This is a genomic window from Bacillus sp. CIS52 (genome assembly GCF_053545315.1).
In genome coordinates, this window is the sequence record NZ_JBIUFR010000001.1 from 814286 (window position 1) to 838158 (window position 23873).

Annotated in this window: 29 protein-coding genes and 1 riboswitch; of the genes, 9 read left to right on the forward strand and 20 right to left on the reverse strand. The window is 47.2% G+C overall.

Annotated features, from left to right (window positions below; translation table 11 throughout):
* Window positions 1-7 precede the first annotated feature (7 nt).
* Window positions 8-946, reverse strand: coding sequence for a beta-ketoacyl-ACP synthase III (locus ACH32G_RS03655; protein WP_016938246.1), 939 nt, complete (start codon window positions 944-946; stop codon window positions 8-10).
* A 165-nt stretch (window positions 947-1111) separates the two neighbouring features.
* On the opposite strand from ACH32G_RS03655, the gene ACH32G_RS03660 reads away from it, so the two are divergent.
* On the forward strand, window positions 1112-1339 hold the full coding sequence (locus ACH32G_RS03660) for a hypothetical protein (protein ID WP_016938247.1): 228 nt from the start codon (window positions 1112-1114) through the stop codon (window positions 1337-1339).
* Between the two features lie 29 nt (window positions 1340-1368).
* Here the strand turns inward: ACH32G_RS03660 and ACH32G_RS03665 are convergent, their stop codons facing one another.
* The 4 genes from ACH32G_RS03665 to ACH32G_RS03680 form a co-directional block, all read right to left on the reverse strand.
* Window positions 1369-1560 carry a ComZ family protein gene (locus ACH32G_RS03665; RefSeq protein ID WP_003155061.1) on the reverse strand — a complete coding sequence of 64 codons (192 nt, stop codon included), beginning with the start codon at window positions 1558-1560 and terminating at the stop codon, window positions 1369-1371.
* Between the two features lie 12 nt (window positions 1561-1572).
* Window positions 1573-2526 (reverse strand): BMP family ABC transporter substrate-binding protein, encoded by a 954-nt coding sequence (locus ACH32G_RS03670; protein ID WP_045925324.1) that lies wholly within the window; start codon window positions 2524-2526, stop codon window positions 1573-1575.
* A gap of 88 nt (window positions 2527-2614) precedes the next feature.
* Window positions 2615-3181 (reverse strand): hypothetical protein, encoded by a 567-nt coding sequence (locus ACH32G_RS03675; protein WP_415305102.1) that lies wholly within the window; start codon window positions 3179-3181, stop codon window positions 2615-2617.
* 82 nt (window positions 3182-3263) lie between these two features.
* Complete coding sequence (locus ACH32G_RS03680) at window positions 3264-3998, reverse strand: hypothetical protein (RefSeq protein WP_342007578.1); 735 nt, start codon at window positions 3996-3998, stop codon at window positions 3264-3266.
* A gap of 261 nt (window positions 3999-4259) precedes the next feature.
* On the opposite strand from ACH32G_RS03680, the gene ACH32G_RS03685 reads away from it, so the two are divergent.
* Window positions 4260-4445 carry a YjzD family protein gene (locus ACH32G_RS03685; RefSeq protein ID WP_016938251.1) on the forward strand — a complete coding sequence of 62 codons (186 nt, stop codon included), beginning with the start codon at window positions 4260-4262 and terminating at the stop codon, window positions 4443-4445.
* Between the two features lie 36 nt (window positions 4446-4481).
* Here the strand turns inward: ACH32G_RS03685 and ACH32G_RS03690 are convergent, their stop codons facing one another.
* The 10 genes from ACH32G_RS03690 to ACH32G_RS03735 all read right to left on the reverse strand — a co-directional run bounded on the left by ACH32G_RS03690 (window position 4482) and on the right by ACH32G_RS03735 (window position 16242).
* Window positions 4482-4661: a YjzC family protein gene (locus ACH32G_RS03690; protein WP_016938252.1), complete on the reverse strand. Its 180-nt coding sequence runs from the start codon at window positions 4659-4661 to the stop codon at window positions 4482-4484.
* Between the two features lie 76 nt (window positions 4662-4737).
* Window positions 4738-5709, reverse strand: coding sequence for an ornithine carbamoyltransferase (gene argF / locus ACH32G_RS03695; protein ID WP_415305101.1), 972 nt, complete (start codon window positions 5707-5709; stop codon window positions 4738-4740).
* A complete protein-coding gene (locus ACH32G_RS03700; protein ID WP_448814000.1) occupies window positions 5700-8792 on the reverse strand; it encodes a carbamoyl phosphate synthase large subunit in 3093 nt (1030 codons plus the stop codon). Before ACH32G_RS03700 ends, argF begins: the two co-directional genes overlap by 10 nt.
* The gene (locus tag ACH32G_RS03705; RefSeq protein WP_415272634.1) at window positions 8785-9843 is read right to left on the reverse strand and encodes a carbamoyl phosphate synthase small subunit; all 1059 of its coding nucleotides are present in this window, start codon (window positions 9841-9843) and stop codon (window positions 8785-8787) included. The genes ACH32G_RS03700 and ACH32G_RS03705 overlap by 8 nt, the downstream gene beginning before the upstream one ends.
* Window positions 9844-9911: 68 nt before the next feature.
* Window positions 9912-11069, reverse strand: coding sequence for an acetylornithine transaminase (locus tag ACH32G_RS03710; protein ID WP_448814001.1), 1158 nt, complete (start codon window positions 11067-11069; stop codon window positions 9912-9914).
* Window positions 11066-11842, reverse strand: coding sequence for an acetylglutamate kinase (gene argB, locus ACH32G_RS03715; RefSeq protein WP_099745134.1), 777 nt, complete (start codon window positions 11840-11842; stop codon window positions 11066-11068). Before argB ends, ACH32G_RS03710 begins: the two co-directional genes overlap by 4 nt.
* Window positions 11843-11856: 14 nt before the next feature.
* Window positions 11857-13074 carry a bifunctional ornithine acetyltransferase/N-acetylglutamate synthase gene (argJ, locus tag ACH32G_RS03720; protein ID WP_016938258.1) on the reverse strand — a complete coding sequence of 406 codons (1218 nt, stop codon included), beginning with the start codon at window positions 13072-13074 and terminating at the stop codon, window positions 11857-11859.
* Window positions 13075-13096: 22 nt separating this feature from the next.
* On the reverse strand, window positions 13097-14134 hold the full coding sequence (gene argC / locus ACH32G_RS03725) for an N-acetyl-gamma-glutamyl-phosphate reductase (RefSeq protein ID WP_448814002.1): 1038 nt from the start codon (window positions 14132-14134) through the stop codon (window positions 13097-13099).
* 132 nt (window positions 14135-14266) lie between these two features.
* Complete coding sequence (locus tag ACH32G_RS03730) at window positions 14267-14809, reverse strand: MFS transporter (RefSeq protein WP_448814003.1); 543 nt, start codon at window positions 14807-14809, stop codon at window positions 14267-14269.
* On the reverse strand, window positions 14806-16242 hold the full coding sequence (locus tag ACH32G_RS03735; protein ID WP_448814004.1) for an FAD-binding protein: 1437 nt from the start codon (window positions 16240-16242) through the stop codon (window positions 14806-14808). The genes ACH32G_RS03730 and ACH32G_RS03735 overlap by 4 nt, the downstream gene beginning before the upstream one ends.
* 219 nt (window positions 16243-16461) lie before the next feature.
* On the opposite strand from ACH32G_RS03735, the gene fosM reads away from it, so the two are divergent.
* Window positions 16462-16884, forward strand: a complete 423-nt coding sequence (gene fosM, locus ACH32G_RS03740) for a FosM family fosfomycin resistance protein (protein ID WP_016938262.1) — start codon at window positions 16462-16464, stop codon at window positions 16882-16884.
* A gap of 83 nt (window positions 16885-16967) precedes the next feature.
* Here the strand turns inward: fosM and ACH32G_RS03745 are convergent, their stop codons facing one another.
* Both ACH32G_RS03745 and ACH32G_RS03750 read right to left on the reverse strand, forming a co-directional pair.
* Entirely contained in the window at window positions 16968-17276 is a 309-nt protein-coding gene (locus tag ACH32G_RS03745; protein WP_003155088.1) for a metal-sulfur cluster assembly factor, read from the reverse strand.
* A 62-nt stretch (window positions 17277-17338) separates the two neighbouring features.
* Window positions 17339-18106 carry a prolyl oligopeptidase family serine peptidase gene (locus ACH32G_RS03750; RefSeq protein ID WP_448814005.1) on the reverse strand — a complete coding sequence of 256 codons (768 nt, stop codon included), beginning with the start codon at window positions 18104-18106 and terminating at the stop codon, window positions 17339-17341.
* Window positions 18107-18226: 120 nt separating this feature from the next.
* Here ACH32G_RS03750 and ACH32G_RS03755 point away from each other — a divergent pair, with 120 nt between their 5' ends.
* From ACH32G_RS03755 to ACH32G_RS03765, 3 genes are all read left to right on the forward strand, one after another.
* A complete protein-coding gene (locus tag ACH32G_RS03755) occupies window positions 18227-19039 on the forward strand; it encodes a Cof-type HAD-IIB family hydrolase (RefSeq protein WP_448814006.1) in 813 nt (270 codons plus the stop codon).
* Window positions 19040-19124: 85 nt separating this feature from the next.
* The gene (locus ACH32G_RS03760) at window positions 19125-19274 is read left to right on the forward strand and encodes a hypothetical protein (RefSeq protein ID WP_016938265.1); all 150 of its coding nucleotides are present in this window, start codon (window positions 19125-19127) and stop codon (window positions 19272-19274) included.
* Window positions 19274-19471, forward strand: coding sequence for a DUF3813 domain-containing protein (locus tag ACH32G_RS03765; protein ID WP_013351795.1), 198 nt, complete (start codon window positions 19274-19276; stop codon window positions 19469-19471). The genes ACH32G_RS03760 and ACH32G_RS03765 overlap by 1 nt, the downstream gene beginning before the upstream one ends.
* A gap of 36 nt (window positions 19472-19507) precedes the next feature.
* On the opposite strand, the gene ACH32G_RS03770 is transcribed toward ACH32G_RS03765, so the two are convergent.
* Window positions 19508-19969, reverse strand: a complete 462-nt coding sequence (locus ACH32G_RS03770) for a BsuPI-related putative proteinase inhibitor (RefSeq protein WP_016938266.1) — start codon at window positions 19967-19969, stop codon at window positions 19508-19510.
* A gap of 14 nt (window positions 19970-19983) precedes the next feature.
* Window positions 19984-20826 (reverse strand): YitT family protein, encoded by an 843-nt coding sequence (locus ACH32G_RS03775; protein ID WP_003155101.1) that lies wholly within the window; start codon window positions 20824-20826, stop codon window positions 19984-19986.
* Between the two features lie 125 nt (window positions 20827-20951).
* Here ACH32G_RS03775 and ACH32G_RS03780 point away from each other — a divergent pair, with 125 nt between their 5' ends.
* Both ACH32G_RS03780 and ACH32G_RS03785 read left to right on the forward strand, forming a co-directional pair.
* Window positions 20952-21803 carry a DegV family protein gene (locus ACH32G_RS03780; protein WP_448814007.1) on the forward strand — a complete coding sequence of 284 codons (852 nt, stop codon included), beginning with the start codon at window positions 20952-20954 and terminating at the stop codon, window positions 21801-21803.
* A 49-nt stretch (window positions 21804-21852) separates the two neighbouring features.
* Complete coding sequence (locus ACH32G_RS03785; protein ID WP_414831457.1) at window positions 21853-21975, forward strand: DUF3941 domain-containing protein; 123 nt, start codon at window positions 21853-21855, stop codon at window positions 21973-21975.
* Between the two features lie 168 nt (window positions 21976-22143).
* Here the strand turns inward: ACH32G_RS03785 and ACH32G_RS03790 are convergent, their stop codons facing one another.
* Entirely contained in the window at window positions 22144-23040 is an 897-nt protein-coding gene (locus ACH32G_RS03790) for a CvfB family protein (RefSeq protein ID WP_201025258.1), read from the reverse strand.
* Window positions 23041-23139: 99 nt separating this feature from the next.
* Here ACH32G_RS03790 and ACH32G_RS03795 point away from each other — a divergent pair, with 99 nt between their 5' ends.
* The gene (locus ACH32G_RS03795; RefSeq protein WP_012117263.1) at window positions 23140-23631 is read left to right on the forward strand and encodes a YajQ family cyclic di-GMP-binding protein; all 492 of its coding nucleotides are present in this window, start codon (window positions 23140-23142) and stop codon (window positions 23629-23631) included.
* A gap of 100 nt (window positions 23632-23731) precedes the next feature.
* A riboswitch (SAM riboswitch) is annotated at window positions 23732-23853 on the forward strand.
* The last annotated feature ends 20 nt before the right edge of the window (window positions 23854-23873 follow it).

A 23873-nucleotide genomic window follows, 5' to 3' on the forward strand; every position in this document is an offset into this window, starting at 1 on the left:
CTTTTTTCTATCGTCCCCAGCGCACCGCTATGGCGCCCCATGTCAATCCTCCGCCGAAACCGACCATGACGATGACATCGCCGTCTTTAATTTTACCTGCTTCCAGTTCCTCTACTAATGAAATCGGAATGGATGCTGCGGATGTGTTTCCATATTTATGGACTGTTTTAGACATCTTTTCAACCGGAAGCTCCAAACGTTCCCGTGCCGCTTCCATAATGCGGATGTTTGCTTGATGGGGAATCAAAAAGTCTACGTCCTCTTTGGAAAGACCGGCTTTTTCAATGACATTTACACTTGATTCTCCCATTTGCCGGACGGCGAATTTGAATACTTCTCTTCCATGCATGATTGTATGCCCTTTTTCATCTAAGTACAAGTGCTGACCGCCTGTACCGTCTGCTCCGAGCTCAAATGACAGTATGCCTCTGTCGTCGCTGACCGGTCCGATGACAGCCGCTCCGGCCCCGTCCCCGAACAGAACAGCCGTATTGCGGTCTTCCCAGTCAGTAATGCTTGAAAGCTTTTCGACTCCGACCACAAGGACATGTTTGTATGTTTGCGATTCAATGAATTGTTTGGCGGTTACGATACCATACATAAAACCCGCACATGCGGCGCTGATATCCATCGCGCACGCTTTTTTGGCCCCGAGCTTTTCTTGTATCATACAGGATACGGTAGGGAAAGACTGGTCGGGAGTGACCGTCGCCACGAGGATCATATCAAGCTCCTCAGCGGAAATGCCCGCCTGATCAAGCGCTTTTTGCGCAGCCTCAGCGGCCATGCCGGATGAATACATATCTTCAGCGGCGATTCTTCTTTCTTCTATACCTGTTCTCGTACGAATCCACTCGTCCGATGTATCTACCATTTGTTCAAGATCATGATTTGTCAGCACTTTTTCCGGGATGTAACGGCCGACACCAAGAATTCCAGCTTTCATAGGAAATACTCCTTTTTATAATGAATTTAAAACTAATTAGTTATGATCAATTATTAGTATCAGGTACTAATTCTACCCTATTTTTTTTCTGTTGGCAATATATTCGTCTAAACTATCGGCTCCTGATCTTCATAGTATAAAAGGAAGATGAAAGGAGGCTTTATTATGGATATTTTCACTAAAATGATGTTCGGCAATTCCGGGGACCGGGATAAAGAACCGGAAGAAAACCCGGAGCAGCCTCAGAAAGAAAACGAAGAGCAGGAGATCGATTACAATCACGTCATGAATCAGCTCGGTTCCATCATGAACTCCCTGGATCAATTAAAGCCAGTATTTAAAGACCTTGGGCTTGGATCGATGGTATCCGCTATAAAGAAAAAAATCATGTGAAAAGCCACTTCATGAAAAAGTGGCTCTCTTTATTTATTCAGCTCTCCGGCATCAGATCTGCCAAGCTCATACGCTTCCGCCATGACCGATGTAAATAGATCCATAAACGGCTGAATCATTTCCATAGACAGATCAATGCCGGATTTCTCAAGCTCCGCCTTTGCTTCCGGCAGGTATTTCATTGCGATCTGCATAAATTCAAGAGACTTTTCATGCTGCATGTGTATCCACCTCTATTCATTTGACGGCAGTTCATTTGTTCGGTTATACGTTTTTACAAGGTCTGAGATTTTGTCTTGAAATGCTTTGTCCACCAGAGGGCTGAACGTCCCCATTTCAACGACTCCTTCCCTGAAATCGAAGTCGTGATCTCCGCTCTTGAGCGTGCCGTTATTATATTGCTCGGCGATTATTGTATAGGCTTTGTCTACATTTTGCACGGTGCTTGTCAGCACCGTGTTTTTGCCCAGGTTCGATTGCTCGGCGACATAGCCGATGGCGTAAAGCCCGTCTTTTTTAATTTGCTGAATGACAGGAACATTATACCCGTCTCCGGCCGGATATACAACATCCGTGCCTTCTGCTTTTAACTTCTTATAAAGATGCAGTGCTTCATTGCCGTTATCCCAATGGTCCGTAAATTCAGTATTGACGGTGATATCGGGCTTTTCATATTTTGCTCCTTTAATAAAGCCGTCTACCTCAGGCTGCCATAAAAACGAGGCGATGACGCCGACCTCATTCGTTTTTGACATATGGGCGGCCGTCATTCCCCCAAAAAAGCCCATCGCTTCTCCCATAAGATGAACGCTTGTGACATTATCGTTTTTCGCCGTTCCGTTTGCGACGACGAATTCCATGTCGGGATAATCCTTACTGATCATATTGAAGATTTCCTCGTATTCATTTCCGTGCCCGTATAAAAGATTGACTCCTTTTTTATGCAAATCATCTATCGCTTTTAAAATATCTTCATCAGATCTGATATTTTCTTTATAATAAACGTCAACGTTAAATTCAGATTGTATCGCTAATAAACCTTTGTAACCTTTTGTGCCCCATACCAGGTCACTGATGGTATCGGGAAAAAGCATTCCGACCTTCTCAATTTTCCCTTTAAACGGAGCTTGTGCGCATCCGCTCAATAAAAGGAGGACAGAAAAGACCATGACAAGCCTGGTGATCAAGCCGTGTTCAACCCCTTTTTTACTCATAACATGTATAATTGATATACATTTATTGTAGCGGTAATGCACATAACATGGAAGGTATTTCTTAAAAATTGTCGAATATTGATGAAAACTGTCTTTTCCACTCTTGAATTTTTTCTTCCGCTTCTGTTTTTTGCGTTTTTTCTATTATTTCCAGGGTAATAACCTGATTTTCGTCCTCTGTGCCGTCCGCCTGAAGCTTATTCATCAGACCGCAGACTGCGTCTTCTAAAAAGACCCTGCTTTCGCCATCTTCTTTCGCTTCCGTCCACGGTCCGTAAAGCGGCGGAAGAATAATCGTTTTAACCGTGTCCCGCTGGCCGTTTTTTTCCCAGTCTCCGTGATCCTCGTTGTAAACAATCCAATATAAAGGCTCCGTTCTGTCTTCAGGCAGACATCCGCTCCCGTATTGAACGCAGATTCGATCGTATTCCTTATCACCGATTTCATCTATGATTTGAAAAAGCCCGTTTCTCCCGAGCCACATTAAACGTTCTTCTAAATACAGCTGCCTCGTTTTGTCCTCCGGCTCATCCAAAATGACATCAACATGCACACCTTCATCCATCATCCGTTCGCATAATGAAAGGCCGAGAAATTCATCTGCTCCAATGATCAGCGCTGTCTTCATCATATATGCCGCCTTTCCGGTTTTTCATTCACGCACAAGCCAAACAGCCCTCTGAAAAGAGATGGCTGTTGTATACTATTCACTACAGGTCTTTTTCATGACTGCGGAAAAAGCGGCAGATGGCTCTGTACATCCGCGCCGGATTCTCAAGCATGTGGTACGTGATATCAGTCTTGCATCCGGTCTTTTCTCGGGCTTCTTTATATGCGTTCGCATGCAGGGTATACGGATACGGCGCTCCGGTCGTTCTTTGCCATATATGTACCGGCACGCTGGTGCGGCAGCCGGTGATGGTCTGATAGGTCAGCGAGCTTGCCTCTTTTTCAGAAACACCGAAGCTTTGAGCCGTTTCTCTCAGAAACTGCTTATAAAAAAACTTATTTTCTTTCTCTGATTCAAAATGGGCTTGAAGGTCAAGACAAGGATCTAACATTGCTGCTGAACGGATATGCTCCGGCGAAGATTGCAGCAGTTGATCGGCGATGAGAGCGCCCATGCCTTCTGCAAGCAAGTGTATCTTCGGGTTGAGGGTTTCTTGTTTCAGCACATAATGAATCAGCTGCCTGGCGTAAGCGGCGGCTTTTTCCGATCCCCAGTGCCTGCCGTATAAATTGCTGTTGAAGATTGTATAACCTCTGTCACGCAGCGTATTTAACAGCTGGTTTCTCCCTTCATGTTCGAGCCAAAAGCTTGAATCCCCGCTGACAAAGTGAGTTCTGTCCCCAAGAATAAAGATACAGAAGCCGTTCGGCCGATACGGCAGATGGATGACGTTCAGCTCAGATCCGAGTTGGAAAAATCTTTCCGTTATCCCCATGCCTTTCCGCCTCCTTTTACTCCTAGTCTCTCTATTGGCTATCATATGTAAGAAGAATGAAAACGGATCAGTTAAACCCCTAGTTGCTTCTATGTTTTGGCTATTATACCGGTGCGGTGACCGTATTTTCTGTCAGACGGCCGGACAGGCGGGAAAAAGTCAGTTTTAGGGCGGGGCTTTTTGATGCGAAATTGACCTTCCGCCCGCGCCTTATGTATGGTATGATACAACGTAGAATAAAATGAAGGACGAGGTGGAAACGTGCGGTTAGTTATCGGTTTTATTTGGACGTTCCTTTTAACACATATGGCCTGTTATTTGATCGCCTCCATGAACAGCGCGGCATACAACTTCAAGCAATCATCCGTTATCGCCGTGGTTATCGCGGTGCTTGTGTTTGTTCTTGCGGAAGTCATGCCTGTCAAACAGGATGCAAGCCAGCATTAATTAAAAAAACCTGCTATTCAGCAGGTTTTTTTGTGTTCACGGTTTTCGTTGATATGTCCATAATCTGTTGTGATTTGAAGTCTCAGGAAACATTTCTCCCGCTGTAAGCTTGATTTTTTGCGGATTTTTGACCATACTTCCCGTTTCGCCGATTTCAACGTACACACCGTTATTCGGCGCTTTTTGTCCCGGTCGGAATTGATGCTGCTGTCCCACGTCATTTCCTCCTTTTTCTTTTTCATGTAGTATGCGCTTGTATGCGGGAAAATATTAAAAAACCGCTGAATGAGGCTCAGCGGTTTTTTTGTTCATCCTGTTTGTAAAGAAGAGCTTTCAAGAGCGCTTTTTGCGCGTGAAGCCGGTTTTCCGCCTGCTGGAATACCGCAGAGTTCGGGCCGTCAATTATCTCGGACGTGACCTCTTCCTCCCGATGCGCGGGCAGACAGTGCAAAAAGGTATAGTCAGGTTTGGCGAGACTGACGAGTGAGGCGTTGACTTGGTACGGGGCAAACACGTTCAGCCGCTGCTGCATCTCTTCTTCCTGTCCCATGCTCGTAAAGACGTCGGAGTAAATCACGTCTGCATCCCGCACCGCTTCCCGCGGATTTTCGGTAAGGATGATCTCCGCTCCGGAAACAGCCGCAGCTTCTTTTGCGGCATTTACCGCCTCTTCCTCTACTTCATAGCCTTTCGGCGAAGCAATCGCAATGTCACAGCCCATTTTTGCGCAGCCGATCATAAGTGAATGCGCCACATTATTTCCGTCACCGATATAGGCGACTTTTACACCTTTCAGCTCTCCTTTTATTTCTTGTATCGTTAACAGATCCGCGAGTGCCTGACACGGGTGGTACCGGTCGGTCAGCCCGTTTATGACGGGAATGTGTGCATGTTCGGCAAGTTCCTCGACTTTTTCATGCTCAAAGGTGCGGATCATAATGGCATCAACGAATCCGGACAGCACCTTCGCCGTATCCGCGACCGTCTCTCCCCGTCCAAGCTGCAGGTCGCTGCTTGAAAGGAATAGTCCTGTTCCTCCGAGCTGAGCCATTCCCGCTTCAAATGATACACGCGTGCGGGTTGAAGATTTTTCAAAAATCATCGCCAATGTTTTTCCTTGAAAAATCGGCTGTATCGGATGCTGTTTTAATAATGAAGCTTCTGTCAGAAGCCCGTTAATGTCAGAAGGGCTGAAATCCTTCAAGGAAAGAAAATCTTTGCCGTACAAATGGGTTAATGTATGTTCCGCTTTTACTATGTGCATGATGCCACATCCTTTTGATAAAGATCTTTAAGTGATACAGGCTGAGGTTTGCCGGAGCCGCTTGCTAAAAATGCCTTTGCGGTTTCCGGTTCAGTAAAGACCGTCACGCCGTGCGTCATGGCTTCAATCCGCTGTTTGCGCGCTTCTTCAGAATGATTGAAATTAATATGGACCGCTTTATCCTTCCGATCCGCCCAGGCCTGAAAAGAGTCTTTGCACACGGTGAATCCCGCAGCTTGAGCCTGCCGTGCCAGTTCCTCATCTCCGCCTTCCAGATAGACGCTTCCTTTTTTCTCCCAGACATGCGCGTAGATTTTTTTCAGGGCGCTTTCTGCGTCAAACGCGACACACATCCCTTCTCCTGTCGACTTCATTTCCGGCCCCGGCTTTACATCAACATCCTGAATGGCATGAGAAGAAAATACCGGGAATTTCACAGCCGTTCCATGCTGATTTTGAACCTCGGGCTTGAGGTCTTTAAGGGAAGCGCCGGCCAGCAGTCTGGCGGCAAGCGGGATCATCGGCACTCCCATCACCTTTGATACGACAGGAACCGTGCGGCTTGCCCGCGGATTCACTTCAAGAACGAGAATATCCCCTTTGTCATCAATGACAAACTGAATGTTCATAATGCCTTTGAAACCCAGTTTTACCGCAATTTTTTCGGCAGCCTTTTTTATATCCCGCTGCATATCAAGTGTGACGGACGGACCCGGCAGAATCGCAAAACTGTCGCCCGAATGGACGCCGGCCCGTTCAATGTGTTCTGTGTAAGTCGGAACGAATACTTCATGTCCGTCGGAAATCAGATCGATCTCCAATTCTTTTCCTGTAATGTACTGGTCGATCAAAATCGGATACGGCATGCCCGCTTCTTTTTCCAGCAGGTCTGACAGTTGCGCTTCTGAATCCACGATGATCATGCCCATCCCCCCGATGACATAAGACGGACGGATCAGCACGGGATACCCGATGCGGCTTGCTTTTTCCGCGGCTTCTTCTTTCGTATAAGCCGTTTCCCCTTTGGCATGTTTCAGATCAAGCTCATCAAGCAGCCGATAAAACAGATCCCGATCCTCCAGCGCATCCAGGGTTCTAAAGGATGTTCCGAGCAGCTGAACGCCCGCTTTTTCCAGTGATTCAGCGGCATTGATAGCGGTCTGTCCCCCAAACTGGACGATGGCAAAATCAATGTTTTCATGTTCCGCCACGTTTAAAATATGCTCTGATGTCAGCGGTTCAAAATAGAGCCTGTCGGCAATTTCGTAATCGGTGCTTACCGTTTCCGGATTGTTATTGATCATAATCGTTTCATAGCCCAGCTTTTGCAGGGTCAGGACGCCGTGGACTGCGCTGTAGTCAAATTCCACTCCCTGACCGATACGGATCGGGCCTGATCCTATAATGAGCGCCCGTTTTTTCTCTTTTCGGCTGATATCTCCATCGCTTTCTCCGAGATAGGTGGAGTAGAAATAATTGGTCTTGGCATCAAATTCAGCGGCGCATGTATCTACGATTTTAAACGACGGGACGATATCTGCTTTCTTTCTGAGAGCGCGGATGTCTTCTTCCGTTTTTCCCGTAAGAGACGCGATCATGACGTCCGTGAAGCCTTTTACCTTCGCCTGCTTTAAAAGCGGGACAGACAGATGATCTCCTTCTTCCATCAGCTTGTTTTCCAATGTGATGATGTTTTGGAATACATGAAGGAAAAACGGGTCAATTTTCGTTTTAGAATGAATGTCTTCTATCGTTACACCGCGGCTTAACAGTTCCATGACGACGAAGAATCTCCGGTCATCCGGTGTTACCGCTAAGTCCCACAGCTGATTGACCGTAAAGCCGCCGAGTTCAGGAAGGCGGGTGCCGATCGTTTTCAGCTCAAGGGAGGCGGCCGCTTTTTGAATGGCTGCTTCCATGTTTCTTTCGATCGCCATGACCTCTCCCGTCGCTTTCATCTTCGTTCCGAGTGTGCGGTCGGCATGTTTAAATTTATCAAACGGCCAGCGCGGGAACTTGACGATGACATAATCCAGCGCCGGTTCAAAGCTTGCATAAGTAGAGCCCGTCAGCGGATTTTTCAGTTCATCAAGCGTATAGCCGACGGCAAGTTTCGCCGCCATTTTGGCAATCGGATAGCCGGTCGCTTTTGATGCGAGAGCTGAAGAGCGGCTGACACGCGGGTTCACTTCAATGACATAGTACTGTTTGCTGAACGGGTCCAGCGCAAATTGAATGTTGCAGCCGCCGACCACATCAAGCGCTGAAATAATCGCCAAACTTGCAGAACGGAGCATCTGATATTCTTCATCCGTTAACGTCTGGGACGGCGCGACTACGATCGAGTCTCCTGTATGCACGCCGACGGGATCAATGTTTTCCATGTTGCAGACGGTGATGCATGTATGATTTCTGTCACGCATGACCTCATATTCGATTTCTTTAAAACCGGCGATGCTTTTTTCGACGAGGCATTGGCTGATCGGGCTTGCCAACAGCGCCTGTTTAATCAGCGTTTGAAATGCTTCTTTCGTTTTCGCGATTCCGCCTCCCTTTCCGCCTAACGTATACGCCGGTCTCAGAATAACCGGAAATCCGATAGACTCTGCGAAGCGGAGGGCATCTTCTTCGTTGTCGACGATTTCGCTTTCCGGAACGGGCTGGTCGAGCTCCTTCATCAGGGCCCGGAACCGCTCCCGGTCTTCGCCTTTTTGAATGGTCTCCACTGATGTTCCTAAAAGCTTGACATTATGCTTCTTCAGCACGCCTGCTTCTTCAAGCTTAACAGCTAAATTCAACGCCGTCTGGCCACCCAAATTGGCAAGGAGGCCGTCCGGTTTTTCTTTTTCAATGATGGCTTCGATGCTTTCGGTCGTGAGCGGTTCAAAATAAATTTCATCAGCAAACGCCTCATCCGTCATAATTGTTGCCGGATTGTTGTTGACGAGAATAACACGGTATCCTTCTTCTTTCAGAGCCATGCATCCCTGCGTTCCTGAATAATCAAATTCAGCCGCCTGGCCGATGATGATCGGGCCTGAGCCGATGACTAATATGCTGGAAATGGTTGTATCTTTAGGCATGAGCGATTTCTCTCCTTGCTGGTATCACTTTCTCTAGAAATTCATCAAATATCCACTCGCTCTCAGCCGGTCCGGGATGAGCTTCAGGGTGGAACTGTACGCTTATTACGGGAAGGCGGTTGTGAATGAGCCCTTCCACTGATGTGTCATTGACATGATGGAATCTGATCGACAGCTCATTTTGGTCAATTGATGCTTCATCGACGACGTAGCTGTGGTTCTGGCTTGTCATAAACACCCGTTTCGTTTTCCGGTCAATAACGGGATGGTTGGCTCCCCTGTGCCCGAACGGCAGTTTATACGTATTCCCTCCGAAAGCGAGGGCAATCAGCTGATGTCCGAGACAAATGCCGAGTGCGGGGAAAGCATTCAGTAAAGCCTTAATCCGGTCCATGTACGGAGCAATCGCTTTCGGGTCCCCAGGTCCGTTTGAAAGCACGATTCCGTCAGGCCGAATATCATAAACGGCGTTCATCTGGTGATACGGAACGACCGTTACTTTACAGCCGCGCTTTACAAGCGACGAAGCGATTGATTTTTTATAGCCGAAATCAATCAGCGCAATATGCCTGTCTCCGTCTCCCATAGAGGTGATCTCTTCGGCCTGCGCCAGCTCAGCCGGGTTTTCTGTTCCGGATGCCTCCGGAACTTCTCCTGTTGTTGACACGGCAGCATTCATCGTGCCGCCGGAGCGGATGGTTTTGACGACGGCCCGTGTGTCCACTTCGGTTAAAAGCGGGATGTTCCATTTATTTAAAAACTCTCTCAAACTTGAGACTGCTTCATGGTGAGAAAAATGTTCACACGCTTCATACACGACAACGGCCTTGACTTGAGGAATCTTACTCTCAAGGTCTTTTTCATTAATTCCGTAGTTTCCGATCAGCGGATACGTAAAAACAATGATCTGGCCCTTATATGACGGGTCCGTAAGCACTTCCTGATAACCCGTCATTCCGGTGAAAAAAACCGCTTCGCCAACGCAGCATGCTTCTTTTTCAAGATCACCGCCAAATGATGTTCCATCTTCCAATACTAAATAGCCTTTCATCTAAAGCCCACCTCTTGATGAATAATTAATTAAAAACATGAATTTTTATACTCTTATAGCGAAAAAAATTATCGTTTCACTGCGGTATGCGCTTCTATCGCTGCTTTCAGCATACTGACGGCCGAGAGCATTTCCTCTTCAGAAACCGTAAGCGGAGGGAGCAGCCTGATGACATTCGGTCCGGCCGGAAGCACGAGAAGTCCGCGTTCCTGCAGGTCTCCGATAATGCTGGAAACGGAACCTGCGCATTCAATGCCGATTAATAGCCCTTTTCCGCGGATATCTTTTACAAAAGGCCCTGTCAGCTCACTTTTCAGCCGGTCTTTTAAAAAAGAGCCTTTGCCGGCCGCAGCCTTGAGAAAGTCCGGCTGAAACACAATGTCCAAGGTTGCATTCACAGCTGCCATGGCAAGCTTATTGCCGCCGAAAGTCGTACCATGCGTACCCGGCGTGAAGGCTTCGCCAAGCTTCTTTTTGCCGATAACGGCTCCGACGGGAAAACCGTTTCCAAGGCCTTTCGCAACGGTGATGATGTCCGGAGAGATGCCGAAATGCTCATAGCCGAATGCTTTCCCCGTCCGGCCGATTCCGGTTTGAATCTCATCTATGATAACCAGCGCCTGTCTGTCTTTGCAAAACGTCTGTAAGGCTGCGATGAATTCCGGGTCGGCGGGATGGACTCCCCCTTCTCCCTGCACCGTCTCAAGCATGACGGCGGCGATATCATCCTCTTTTGAAAGCGTGCTGAATGCTGACGGATCATTAAACGGAAGATAGTGAAATCCTTGGAGCATCGGTCCGAAACCGGCTTTGATTTTGTCTTGTCCGGTGGCGGCCATTCCCGCATATGTCCGTCCGTGAAAGGATTGCCGGAATGTCACGATTTTTGTTTTTCCCGTTGCTTTACGGGCAAGCTTAATGGCGCCTTCATTCGCTTCAGCCCCGCTGTTGCAGAAAAAAACAAGGTCCCCCGCGCTATGTTCGGCAAGCTTTGCCGCGGCTTTTTCCTGAAGGTCATTTTCAAACAGATTGGAAACGTGCCATACGCTGTCAAGCTGTTCTTTGACCGCTTCTGTCACTGCATCATGACAATGGCCGAGATTGGAAACGGCGATGCCCTGAATAAAATCCAGATACGTTTTTCCGTTTACATCCTCTGCGATTGTCCCTTTCGCTTTTTTGATATCAATAGGCCAGCGGCTGTAGGTTTGAAATAAGCTGCTCATGACACGCTCTCCTTTTCCTTGACGATTTTTGTTCCTTGGAAGGCTTGATCGGTGAAAAAAGCTCCTTTTCCGTTTACGATCATGACTTCCGCGACATCTTCACTCAGTGCCGATAATGCCGACTTCACCTTCGGAATCATCCCTCCCGAAATGACGCCGCCATCGATGAGAGTCTGAATCTCCCGCGGCGTCAAAGTATCCAACCGGTTCTCTCCATCCATAATTCCTTCGACATCCGTGACAAATAAAAGTTTATCGGCTTGTAAGGCTGAAGCGACGGCCGAAGCTGCTGCGTCTGCATTGACGTTCAGCGTTTCGAAACCACTTGTCATGGAAAGCGGAGCGATAACGGGAATGATGCCTTCTTTCATTAGTGCTTGAATAATGGACGGATCGGTTTTTTGGATTTCACCGACTTCTCCGTATTTGTCTTGATCAAGATAGGATGCTTGAAGGAGACCGCCGTCCTTTCCTGAGATTCCCGCAGCTTTCAGCCCGTTTTTCGCGAGTTCGGTTACGAAAAATTTATTGACCGTTCCAGACAAGACCATTTCGGCTGTTTCCAGCACCGGTTTGGTCGTTTTCCGCTGCCCATCGACAAATTCCGTTTCAATTTGCAATGTTTTCAGCATTTGTGAAATTTCCGGACCGCCGCCATGCACGACGGCAATGTTCCAGCCCGATTGCATAAGCTCTTTTACATTTTGAAAAAAAGCGGCGGATAACTCGCGGATCACGCTGCCGCCGCACTTAAAAACAATGGTTTTCTTCATGCCGCTCCCCTTTGTTATGTGCGATAGCTCGCATTGATTTTGATATAGTCATAGGTTAAGTCACAGCCCCATGCCCGGCCGCTGCCGGCGCCTTCTTGCAGGCGGACTGCGATCGTAATTTCATCACCTGATAAGTACTCCTTGGCGTCAGTCTCTGAAAACGGCTGAGGTTCGTTGTGTTTAAACAGACACTGACCGCCGAGGAAAACTTCCACTTGTTCGGCCGTTACGCTTGCCGCACTGTGACCGATTGCGCCGACGATGCGCCCCCAGTTGGCATCAGTGCCGTAAACGGCGGTTTTCACAAGGCTTGAACCGACGATTTTTTTGGCGATGATATTCGCTTCAAGATTATTTTTCGCGCCTTCGACTTTGGCTTCAATTAATTTCGTCGCTCCTTCACCGTCTCTGGCAATATCTTTGGCAAGGTCTTCGCATACAAGCTTCAGCCCTTTTTTAAAAGCCGGCCAGTCGGAATGCTGCTCCGTCAGACAATCATTCCCGGCGCAGCCATTCGCCATCACGAGCACCATGTCATTCGTCGATGTTTCTCCGTCAACGGTGATTTGGTTAAATGAAACATCCGTGATCTCTCTGAGCGCGTTTTTAAGCGCCTGTTCTTCCACGGCTGCATCCGTTGTGACAAAGCCGAGCATTGTCGCCATGTTGGGGTGGATCATGCCGGAGCCTTTCGCCGCTCCGCCGATCGTGATGATGTCTCCGCCGATCACCAGTTCATAACACGTCTGTTTCGTCACTGTATCCGTCGTCAAAATGGCTTCTTCAAAAGCTCCGGACACTGCAGGCGCTTGACCGAGCTGCTCAATGCCCGCCTGGATTTTTTCCATGTCTAACAGCTCGCCGATCACCCCGGTTGATGAAACCGCAACAAGCTCCGGCTCAATCCCGAGCTGGCTTGCGAAGCCGTCCCGCATTTCATAAGCATCCTTTAAACCTTGGTCTCCCGTACAGGCGTTGGCAATCGCGCTGTTGACAATAACAGCCTGAAGCACGGCCTCTTTTTTCAAGCTCTCTTGCGTCACTTTCAAGGGTGCTGCCTGAAAATGGCTCTGCGTATATACCGCTGCACTGACTGCAGGCGTCTCGCTGATAATCGCCCCGAGATCTTTTTTTGAATAGCGCAGCCCGCAGTGGACGCCCTTTGCCTCAAACCCTTTCGGCGAAGATACGCCGCCTTTGATTTTCGTGATTTTCTCACTCAGCTGAATCATATTTTTGAATCCCTCTTTCGTTCTATGGATAGACTGGCGTCATCATAAGTCCCGTTTCTTCCTGCCAGCCATTCATGATATTTAAATTTTGAACCGCCTGCCCGGCGGCGCCTTTCATCAGATTATCTATGACAGAAACGATGGTCACGCGGTTTGTTCGTTCATCTACAGTGGCGCTGATGTCACAAAAGTTGCTGCCGTACACTTCTTTCGTCGCCGGGAATTCACCTTCCGGCCTGATTCTGACAAAATATGAATCTTTGTAAAATTCGGAATAAAACTCTCTTAATTGTGCAGAAGACATTCCCGGAGGGGCGTCGGTATACATCGTCGCCATAATGCCCCTTGTCATCGGCGCCAAATGAGCGGAAAACGTGATCGGACCTGTGCCGGGCTGCCATGCCGCCAATTGCTGTTCAATTTCCGGAGTGTGCTGATGCTCATTAACCTTATAAATTTTGAAATTATCATTCAGCTCAGAATAATGAGTGCCCATGGAAGCTTTTCGGCCGGCGCCGGATACGCCTGTCTTCGCATCAACAATCAGAAATGAATCTTGTAAAAGCTTATTTTTCGCCAGCGGAGCGAGCCCGAGAAGCACAGCCGTCGGAAAACACCCCGGATTGGCAATCAGCTTTGCATTCTGAATTTCTTCTTTTTGCAGTTCGGCTAAACCGTAAACCGCGTTTTGAATCGTTTCTTCCGGAGCGGCCTGCCGCTTATACCACTTTTCATACACGGCCGGGTTTTGAATCCGCAGATCGCCGGAAAGATCAATGACCGGAATGCCTGCCTCCGCCAGCTTCGGCGACCACTCCCCGGAAACGCCGGGCGGCGCGGCTATGAACATCACATCAATTTCGTTGCGAATCGTTTCTATATGAAGCGGCTGAAGTGATTGCGGCGCTATATTTCTCAAATGCGGATATGAAGCATCATATGCCTTTCCTTCATCGCTCGATGAATATAATATACAATTATCTGTATAAGGGTGATGGTTAAGAATCCTGACAAGTTCGGCGCCTCCATAGCCAGTTGCGCCTATAATACCAATTTTCAACGGGTTCACCTTCTTGGTTTTTGTGAAATTATTTAACATTATAACATGAATAAAAATTAATTCAATTGTATATTTAATATTTTTTATTCATTTTCCATCTGTTTTTGCCGACAAAAAAACAGGCTGATTCAATCAGCCTGTTTTCTTCAGCATCATAAAACCGCTTATAAAAAACAGCACAGAGCTTGCGTAAAAAATAATGTGAACCGTAAAGAAGTCAGCGAGAAAGCCGCCCAGAATGATGGCGGCAGCAGAAAATACGGCCGTCCAAAAATGGTAGCTGCCGACTTTTTTCCCCCGCTCCCCGCCGTCGGTGTAATCGGCGATCACTATTTTTTCGCCGTGTTTTTGCATGGCGCCGAACAGGCCCAAAAGCACCTGCACAACATAAACTTGGTGCACGTCGGTGATGTGCGGGAGCGTCAGGAGAAGCACTGCCATGCCCCACGAATTTGCCATAAGGAACCAGCGGGGATCAAGTCTTGCCGACAGCCGGCCGAGCAGCGGATGGATCAAAGCGCCGCTCAGGCCGAACAAGCCGTATGAGAGACCGAATTGCGTGTAGCTGGAACCGATGTTTTTAATAAATAAAATATAAAAAGGAAAGATCAGGCTGCCGGCAAAAAAGACACTGCTCTGAGACAGGATCAGCCATTTTAAATGATTGTGTTTCATGATTTGTACCTCTGATAAAAATAATTCATAAATAAGTCATCCGGATCATACTTGCGCTTTTTCTGAAAGAACATGTCGGTCTTCGGATACGCCTCGCGCATCTGCTCTTTCGTTTGGTACAGCATATACGGCAGATAATAGCTGCCGCCGTGGCGCAATGCCGTGTCCGTCATTTTTCTGACGATCCGCGCCGCACTCGCCTGGCTGTCTTTTGAAAACCCTTCATTGATTAATAGAACGAGCGAAAACATATCATCCTTTGCATATGACAGGTCGGCTTTTTCATTTTTTTGCACGTAGCGGATCGTAATATTTACGAGATTGAGATCTTCGTGTGACAGCGCCGTGTGCAAATCATGAATGTACGGCGCAAATTCGCCGACGGGCACGAAGTATTCCTGAAGCACGTCGGTGTTGTCCGTGTTTTCATATTCCAAAAATTTCGATTCTGACCTCATGACATTATTTCTGGAGATTTTCACGCCGTTTTGGCTGAGAAAATAAGACTGCTGGGCCGACCAGAGCCAATTTCTTCCCCAGTCATACCGGCGTGAGAGGCCGAGCGCGAATTTTGTCAGCCCCGGATGCTCATCTTCTTTCAGGTCATTGTGCTGCTTTAATTCAGTCTGATTGTCTGAGAGCGTGTAATCAGTCACATACATATCGTGCAAAAAGCCTTTATCCCCTGTTGCGATCCGCGCAAGATGCATGCGCACGGCAGGATTGTGCTGTACATGCCGGGTAAAATATTGACTGTATGTATCAGCGTTCATGCGTTTCGTTTTCATTTCGTATAGCTCATCATCTGTCAGCTCAATATCTGCGTCAAGAATCACACCGAACAGGCCGTACCCGCCGATGACGGCTGAAAACAGGTCATCTTTCGGGGTGACCGTAACGATTTTGCCGTCCGCCTTTAAAAGATGAAACGATTTAACCGTATCAATCAGCGAACCGTACCGGATATCCCGGCCGTGAGCGTTGGCGCTCAGTGAGCCGCCGATCGTAAAGATGTTTTGCGACTGCATGACCTTTACCGCGAGCCCGTACGGATTGACATACCGCTGAATATCATTCCACGTCGCCCCCGCCTGCACTCTGATGATTTTTTTCTTTCGGTCGAGACCGAGTATTTTGTTGTACCCCGTCATGTCGAGAACGATACCGTCTTCATAATACGTCTGGCCGCCCATTGAGTGCTGGGCGCCTGCGATCGAAATCTTCAGATGCTTTCTCTTTGCTTCCTTAATCGTTTCGACCAATGTTTCTTTCTCTTTTCCTTTGACCGTCTGCTTAATTTTCACCGGCATGAGACGGCTGACATCCGTCATTGTTTCCGCCTGCTGATGCCGCTCTTTGTGGAAGACAGAAACAGCGAACAGCACCGTATAAACTAGGATGCTAAGGATAATGAGAAGTATTTTTTTCTTCATATGTTCCTCCCTCGCGTGCAGCCGGTCTATTATATCACGACTTCCGCCCTCTTTTTTCCTTTTTATCCCGATACCGAAAAAAACCCCGAATGCCGGACACTCGGAGTTTTTTAGTGATTTGCCCTTTTTTCCGCACGCCGGCCTGCAGCGACCGCCGAAAATTTTTTTAGTTGGTATATACTCTTTATATATAATAAACATGTTAAATGAGGTGGGAACGTGAACATAAAAGGAATCAATCATCTTCTTTTTTCTGTTTCAAATTTGGAAAAATCCATAGAATTTTATGAAAAAGTATTTCATGCACAGCTCCTGGTTAAAGGGCAAAAAACAGCATATTTTGATCTGAATGGGCTTTGGCTTGCGCTGAACTTAGAGGCAGATATTCCAAGAAATGAAATACATAAATCCTACACACATACGGCTTTTTCAATTGATCCAAGCGATTTTGATGCAATACATCAAAGGTTAGAAAATCTAAATGTAAATATATTAAACGGACGGCCCAGAGATCAGCAGGATCAAAAATCAATTTATTTTACTGATCCCGATGGACATAAATTTGAATTCCATACAGGCACACTCCAAGACAGACTGTCTTATTACAAAAAAGATAAACCCCATATGACGTTTTATATATAAAGGTTTTTTACTTGTAAATGCAGACAAAAGAAAAGCACCTCCAAACTTTAGGATGTACCTAAAATCCGAGGTGCATTTTCTTATTACTGAATCCCTAATGCGATTTTTGCGTAGCGTGACATTTTGTCTCTTGTCCACGGCGGATTCCAGACGATGTGGACCTCCGTCTCTTTTACATCCGGAATGTCGGCGAGCGCTTTTTTCACCTCGTCGACGATGATCGGAGCGAGCGGGCACCCCATTGATGTCAGTGTCATTGTAACGTGTGTCAGGCCGTCGTCATCCATATCGACGTCGTATACGAGGCCGAGGTTGACGATATCGACGCCTAGCTCAGGGTCAACGACCTGCTCCAAGGCGCCCATGATGTTTTCTTTTAATGCTTCTTCCACGTTCCATCACTCCTTTTTCCTCAGTATAACGTAAAAACGGCTTTTGTTAACACCTTTGTGCTTTATAAATGCTTATCGAACCAGGCGACTGTTTCTAAAACAGCGTATCTCGGGACTTTATGATCAGCCCGTTCGTCTTTCAGAAACTGAAGATGCTCCGGCCGGCTGCTGTAATGCGGTTTAATCGACTCATAAAAGCCTCGGGTCGGTGCATACGGAACGACTTTGTCTTGAACGCCGTGCCAGAACAGCAGCGGGCGGCTGCGGAGTTTTTCCGGTTCCAGACTGAGATCGAACTGTTTGAGCCGCGCAAACAGTTCATCGACCTGTTCTTTTGTGACGTCAATGTCGATATTCTGCTTTTGAATGTGGTCAATCTGCTGCTGAAAAAATGCCGTGTAGTTCGGGCTTCCCATCAGACTGACCCCGGCTTTGACCCAATCATACGCAGCCATCGCGCCGAATGTCGTTATCCCGCCCATTGACGTGCCCGCAAGACCGATCCGCCCGTCTTCAATCAGACCGCGCGTTTCAAAATCCTTTTTCAGCACGTCAAGCTCCTCGATTTCATTTAATACAATGTCCCAAAAATGGACAGCGAGCTCTTCCGCTGACAGCTGTTCAGCGCGTTCACCGTGGTAAAGAGCTTCCGGCAGCACGGCTCTGAAGCCCTTTTCAGCAAGCAGGTAAGCGAAATGAAGATTATGTTCCTTCGCGCTTGTAAAACCGTGAATAAAGAAAACAAGGGGAGCGGGACGGTCCCGATTTTCTTCTTTTACAATATGTAAAAACGGAATGCCTGATACGGTTTGATGATCAATAAGAATCACGTTGACTCCCTCCTTAGGATAACCATAATCATAAGTGTAACATGTAGACAATAAAGATGGTAAAAAGCTACACTGTACATAAGATAAAAACAGCAAATCATATGACAAAAGGAGTTATTTATGGAGACAAAACCTTCTCTCATCGCCTTAGATCTGGATGGAACATTATTAAAAGATGATAAAACCATTTCCCCTGGAACGGCACGGACGATTCAGACGCTGAAAGAAGCGGGCCATCATGTCTGCATCTCAACCGGCCGCCCTTTCCGTTCCAGTTCGATGTATTATGACGAGCTTGGGCTGACAACACCGATTGTCAATTTTAACGGGGCGTTTGTCCACCATCCGAAAGACGAGTCATGGGGACGCTACCATACGTCTTTATCTGTCGATGTGGTCAGACAGCTTGCCGAACTTACAGAGACCTATCAAATACATAATGTGCTCGCTGAGGTCATTGATGATGTGTATTTTCATTATCATGATGAGCATCTAATCGAGGCGTTTCATATGAATACGGCGAATGTCACGTTCGGTGATCTGCGTGAAACGGTCAAAGAGGATGTGACGTCCGTATTGATTCACGCGAAGGAAGAGGACGTGGCGGACATACGCGCGCATTTATCCGATGTGCACGCCGAGGTCATTGACCACAGAAGATGGGCAGCTCCGTGGCATGTGATTGAAATTATTAAACACGGGATGAATAAAGCAGTCGGATTGAAGAAAATCAGCGACTATTACCAAGTGCCGAGAGAACGGATCATCGCGTTCGGCGACGAAGACAACGATCTTGAAATGCTCCGGTTCGCCGGGTGCGGCGTCGCGATGGGAAACGGCACGGATGAAGTCAAACAGGCTGCTGACCGCGTCACGGGTTCAAATGAAGCGGACGGAATCGCCGGGTTTTTAAAATCCTATTTCTCCCTATGAGATTTTCCCGCTCATAACCCGAAGCCTTCCGCCCATACTAAAACAGACGACTCATCTCGTCTAAATATGGAAGGGGGACATTGCAATGGGTAAACGAAACAAATCAAAACGGTTTATTCAGCAAGGCAAGGACTCTGTCAGTCTTCATGACGCAAGATTTCCATATCGGTCTACATTAGAGGAAGCACAGCATGATGCAGCAAAAGACGCAGCCGAAAGACAGGTTGACTTTTAATGAGAAACGAACTGTTCTCTCAAGCCAAGTCATTTGTCCAGCAGGCTGTCATGATTGCTAATGGTTTCGAGGACGGCGACCGGGAAAAAGCTGTCTCACGCGCCAAAAATGCCGTGTCTTCCGCGTACGCCAATTCGACGGATGCAGAACGTCAGCAGCTGCACCAATTTCAGGATCAGCTGGAGAAATTGCAATAAAAAAAGGCGCCCCGTCTGGACGAGGGCGCCGCTTTTTTATTTTACTTCAAATGTTTTTACCGTTTTCAGTCTTTTTCCGATCTGATCGGACTTTCCTAAAAACGTCACGGTGACCGTGTATGTCCCCGGTCCGGACGCGTTTTTCCACACATCTGAAAAGTCATACGTTTCATTCGGCATTAAAGTCATGGTCTGAAACGCCTGGGTAAACATTCTGTCTTTTGAATAGCGGTACAGTTCTTTGTTCTGTTGATCATGTACGGTCAATTCGAATTTCTGGCCTGAGCTGAATGTGAAATCAATCGGACTTTCGCTTTTGTTTTTTAAAGACATTTGAAATTCGATCTGCTGATCCGTCTGCACAGGATTTACGGCTAATTCCGCTTGCTGTTCATTCATCTCTCCGGATACCTCCTCAGCGGGCTCCTTCTGCCCGGATTGACTGCTGCACCCGATCAGTAAAATGACCGGTAATAACAGGCCAAACAGCCACTTCATTCTATCCGCTCCTATCAGTCTTTTCTGAAGAAACCAAAGATCCCCGTCGTTTGCACGATGTTTGTGAAGGCTTTCGGGTCGACCTCTTTCACGATTTTCTCAAGATCATACAATTCGTACCGCGTGATGACGATAATCATCATTTCTTTCTGTTCGTTTGTGTAAGCGCCTTTTGCCGGCACCGTCGTAATGCCGCGGACCATTTTTCCGTAAATCGCTTCTTTGATTTCATCGGCTTTTTTCGTAACGATCATAGCGGTCAGTTTCATGTGGCGGGTATGAATGGCGTCAATCACCCTTGTTGTGACATAAAGAGCGACAAGGGTATATAATGCTTTCTCCCATCCTTGCAATAATCCTGCCGTCAAAATGATAATCCCGTTCAAAATGAAGAAATACGTGCCGACCGGTTTATCCTTCCATTTGGCCAGCACCATCGACACGATATCAAGACCCCCTGTAGACGCGCCGAATTTCAGCGTTAAACCGATGCCGATGGCTGAGATGACTCCTCCGAATACGGTATTCAGGAGAATATCGTGCGACAGTCTCATTTCCGGGAGAATTCCCATAAAGACGGACGTCAGCGCTACACTTAATATGCTGTATACGGTGAATGATCTGCCGACTTTCAGCCATCCTAACACACCGATGGGAATGTTTAAGAGGAACATGAGAACTCCTGTCGAAATATAAAAAGGGGCGTATTGATCAACGACGCTTGACAGCAGCTGGGCGACACCGGTAAAACCGCTGGCATATACATTCGCCGGTATCAGAAATAAATTCAGCCCCGCCGCATATAGAAACGCGCCGATGACGACGATTGCTAATTTTTTTACTTGTTCAAGTACCATGGCTTGCTCCTCCGCTCATTTTCATTATTAGCTTTTCCCTTAAAACAAAGTTTTGAACACTATTTTGCCACATTTATATGATATAGTTGGCATCACTCTCACCAAATGGAAAGAAGGGAATTATGATGACAGTTCACCTTATTGCTGACAGCGCCTCTGATCTGCCGAAATATTACATTGAAGAAAACCGGATCGGGTTCATTCCGCTGCACGTAACACTCGACGGAAACGAATATGAGGACGCGGTCACCATTCAGGCGGATCATATATTTCAAGCGATGCGGGATGGGAAAGTCCCGAAAACATCCCAGGCATCACCGGATACGATAAAAAAAGTATTTTTACAATACGCGGAACTGGGAGAGCCGGCGATTTACATTGCCTTTTCTTCAGGTCTTTCCGGCACTTATCAGACGGCCGTGATGGTCGCCAATGAAATCAAAGAGGAATTTCCCGATTTTGATTTACGGATTGTAGATTCCAAATGCGCTTCATTGGGATGCGGCCTCGCGGTGATGCATGCGCAAACACTCTGTGTTAACGGGAATACAATACAAGAAATCGAAACGTCTGTAAAGAGCTTTTGCGCACGGATGAAACATATATTTACGGTCGATGATGTCGCTTATCTCGCGCGGGGCGGCAGGATTTCAAAAACGTCCGCTTTTGTCGGCGGGCTTTTGAACATCAAACCGATCCTGCATGTGGCTGACGGCAGACTCGTGCCGCTCGAAAAATTGCGCGGACAGAAGAAACTGTTTAAACGGATTTTAGAAATGATGAAGGAAGAAGGCGGCGATTGGCCGGATCAAACGGTCGGAATCAGCTATGCCGACAATGAAGAGACGGCGCTTCGCATGAAAGAGATGATTGAAGATGCGTTCGGTCCGAAAGAGATCATTCTTCATTCAATCGGTTCCGCCATCGGCGCCCATTCCGGGCCGGGAACGCTCGCGATTTTTTTCCTGAAGCCATAATTTCCAATGCCGGCGGGCATCCTATCGTAAAGAAGGGAGGCTTTGCCGCATGAAAGATGATGACAAAAAACCGCTGGATAATAACGCCTTAAATCAAAAAAAGAACCGGCTTGCCGAAAAAAACCGGCAGGCGGGAAAAAAACAGAATTCAAAAAAACCGGACCATCTGTAAATGCAAAACAGCCCTCTTACCTTGGAAAAAGAGGGCTGTTTTTTCTGTACGGCCATAAGTGCGCCAGTTACATAGTAAACCGGCGGACCTGATAAATAAATACAGGATATAGCGTTTTGAGGAAATAAAAAACATCGGTTTTTGTTCACCGATGTTTTTGCAGAACATTTATTGTTTTTCGTATGTCCAGCCGTTTTCCTGATACACTTTGCCGTTTTTCATCAGGTGCCCGAGCGCCCGCTTAAAGGCGGCTTTGCTTAAATGAAACCGTTCGCGGATATCGTCAGGATGGCTTTTGTCTCCGTAAGGCATTGCGCCGTTTCTTGATCTCAGATAGGTCAGAATCTCTTCTGCGTCAACCGAAAGCGCGTCCTGCTTTCTCGGCAGCAGCGACATGTTGACGGAGCCGTCTTCCTTCACCTCGATGACACGCCCTGTCACGCGGCTGCCGAGTCTCGGCTCTTCCTTTCTTTCTGAAGGGTGAATAAATGCGCGGATGCCTTCATCTGTAATCAGAAAAGAGCCAGATGCGATCAGTCTGTACACCGTGCCTGTCAAGTCTTTATTCATGACGTCTTCCTCTGCATCCGTAAATAATTCACTGATGATATCCTCAGGCGCCGGCTTGGCAAACATGCGTCCGCGGCTTGTCACCTTCAGCATGCAATACAGTCTGTCGCCTTTTTGCGGCCAGACGGATTTGTACGGAGGAAGATGCTCCGTTGCGACGAGCGCGTCTTTCGACAGACCGACGTCGACGAATACGCCCATATCTTCCACTGCGTCCGTCACTTCCACCCATCCGTAATCATAAAAGCTGATGAGCGGCTTTTTCATTGTCGCCGCGAGTCTTTCCTGATGGTCGACGTAAATAAATACGTCCACTTCATCTCTGTCTTCGATATCCTCCGTGATTTCACTGTTATGTAAAAGAACCGTATCCTCGCCGTCCGTTAAAAAATAACCGAAATCGGTCTGGTGATCTATACTAAGCGTGAGCTGCTGCCCTGGTTTCATGTTATCGTCCTTCCTGCTTCGCCCGTCAGAGGCTGATGTTTTTCTCATTTTTTCCAATTCGCACAAATTCATGCTTTGTGCTGTTGGACATTTCTCTTTATTCTACTATAATCAACACATAAGTGAAATGTTATAGGAGGTTTTCTCATGGCAAAAGAAAGTTCTTTTGATATTGTATCCAAAGTTGAATTTCCTGAAGTGCAGAATGCGATTCAGATGACGCTGAAAGAAATCGGCACGCGCTATGACTTTAAAGGATCTAAAAGCGATGTGACTTTAGAAAAGGAAGAACTCGTTCTGATTTCTGATGATGAGTTTAAATTGAATCAGCTCAAGGATGTGCTGAGCGGCAAGCTGATTAAACGGGATGTGCCGACGAAAAACATTGAATACGGCAAAATCGAAAATGCATCGGGAGGCACGGTGCGCCAGCGCGCGAAGCTTGTACAGGGCATTGATAAAGACAACGCAAAAAAAATCAACGCGGTGATTAAAAACTCCGGCTTGAAGGTTAAGTCGCAGATTCAGGACGACCAAGTGCGCGTCACCGGAAAAAATAAAGATGATCTGCAGCAGATTATTGCAGCCGTCCGCGGAGCAGACCTGCCGATTGACGTTCAATTTATTAATTTCAGATAAATTATGTGATTCCTATTGATTATTGTCTCTATTTTCGGTAAATTTGGAGAAAGGGATTTTCACAGTTAAGTTTTGGAAACCCATGACAATTACATGAACGTTCTTATCAAGAGAAGCCGAGGGACTGGCCCGACGACGCTTCAGCAACCGGTGTAGTGGTTTACCCAAACCATGACCAAGGTGCTAAATCCAGCAAGCTAAAAACAGCTTGGAAGATAAGAAGAGAGACAAATGATTACAAA